Source organism: Planktothrix paucivesiculata PCC 9631, from assembly GCF_900009265.2.
Taxonomy (GTDB): domain Bacteria; phylum Cyanobacteriota; class Cyanobacteriia; order Cyanobacteriales; family Microcoleaceae; genus Planktothrix; species Planktothrix paucivesiculata.
In genome coordinates this window covers 1-1,679 of the sequence record NZ_LR735107.1, presented here as the reverse complement: position 1 = coordinate 1,679, position 1,679 = coordinate 1, and the positions used below count along the sequence as shown (strand labels likewise).

2 protein-coding genes are annotated in these 1,679 nt (G+C 38.4%); both read right to left on the bottom strand.

Annotated elements, in window-relative coordinates:
* Nucleotides 1-1,256 (bottom strand): AAA family ATPase (locus PL9631_RS25765; RefSeq protein WP_197046532.1); only part of this gene is annotated, 1,256 nt, incomplete at its 3' end.
* The gene (locus PL9631_RS25760; RefSeq protein WP_083616000.1) at nt 1,244-1,474 is read right to left on the bottom strand and encodes a hypothetical protein; all 231 of its coding nucleotides are present in this window, start codon (nt 1,472-1,474) and stop codon (nt 1,244-1,246) included. The genes PL9631_RS25765 and PL9631_RS25760, both read right to left, overlap by 13 nt.
* Nucleotides 1,475-1,679: the final 205 nt, after the last annotated feature.

The window sequence follows — 1,679 nt, the reverse complement described above, 5'->3', positions numbered from 1 at the left end:
AACTCTAAGTTGAATTGATTATTAGGACGTAAGCGGTTTAAGTGAACTTTAAAGATTTGTTCCCGTTCTGATTGTGTTGGCAAAGATAGCCAGAACAATTCATCAAGTCTTCCTTTACGGATTAATTCAGCAGGTAAAAGCTCAACATTATTGGCAGTAGCAACAACAAATACGGGAGCGGTTTTTTCAGCTAACCAAGTTAATAATGTGGCAAATACTCGCTTACTGGTTCCTGAATCACCATCGGATTGATTGTTACTAAAACTTTTCTCAATTTCATCTATGAACAAAACAACTGGACTTATAGCTTCAGCTAATTTAATTACCTGCCTGACCCTTGATTCACTTTCACCAACAATCCCACCAAATAACCTTCCAACATCTAATCTCAATAAAGGTAATTTCCACTCAGCAGCAATGGTTTTAGCACTCAAACTTTTCCCTGTACCTTGAATACCTGCAAGTAGCACACCTTTGGGACTAGGCAACCCATAAGCCCGTGCAGCATCGGTAAATGAATGCGATCGCAATTTAACCCAAGCCTTTAAATTTTCCAAACCCCCAACTGACTCAAGCCCAGTCTGTACAGGTATAAATTCAAGAATCCCAGTTTCCCGAATAGTTTGGCGTTTCTCCTCGATGACTACCCCGATGGCACTTTCATCAACTTTCCCAGACCTGGCTAGGCATTTAGCTAATACCCGGGCTATCCGACACCGAGTTAACCCCTGACAGGCTTTAAGAAGTTGTTCAAGACTTTCACCTGATAGTTTTAACTTTTTGCCTACCAGATTATTTACCAATAAAGAAATTTCCTCAATGCTTGGTAAATCAAAATCTACAATTGTTGTTTCTTCGCGGAGTTCAGTTGGTAAACGTAATTGGTCAGACAAGATAACTAAACAGCGACGGTCACGACTCATTTCCCGTGCTAGATTCTTGATTTCCCGAACTAAAGGTAATTGACCAGGATTTATCTGATTATTAGAACCAGGCGCAATTAAACAACCTAAATCCTTGAGAACAAATATTGTGGGTTGGTCTTTAGGAGATTTAGCTATTCGAGTTAAAGCCCCCATGGGTTGACCTTTATCAGCATTATTATCATTCCAACCCCGTGCAAAATCCCAAAAATAAATCTGTGATTTTCTAGCTTTTGCTACATTCAAAAGTTCTTCTTCTGCTGGTTCTTCTTCGGCAGACACCACATAAATTAAAGGAAACCTCGCCGCCAACATTAACTCTAATTCTCCCATTCGTCCCCCCATTTATCCTTAATTGCTTGCATTCTTTCTTTAGCCCAATTCATCGCAGCTTGATTGTTTTTGATTTGTTCCTCTGGAGTTTGTCCTAAATGCTTTAAAAGTAGGTTTTTATTGGAGGTTTGAGCTTGAGATTTTATTAGAGCCTTTAGTTCTTCAACTTCTTGCTCTAATTCTCTAATCCTTTCCTGAATATCTTGATTTTCTTGCATATCAGCATTCTGTTATTTGTTATCCTGTTATTCCCATAACAAATTCTGTTATCCCTGTTATTTGTTATTCTGTTATTCCCAAAACACTTTCTGCTATGGGAATAACGTTATTGATTATTTAGCAACTTTTTTCTTACCCGAATTAATAGAAGTAACCGAAGCAGGAATTGGGGGAATGATAGTTTGTTTGAGTTGAGTTCTCAAG

Excerpts from the sequence above, each read along its gene's own strand:
- PL9631_RS25760 (WP_083616000.1), bottom strand. The coding sequence starts at position 1,474 with ATGCAAGAAAATCAAGATATTCAGGAAAGGATTAGAGAATTAGAGCAA.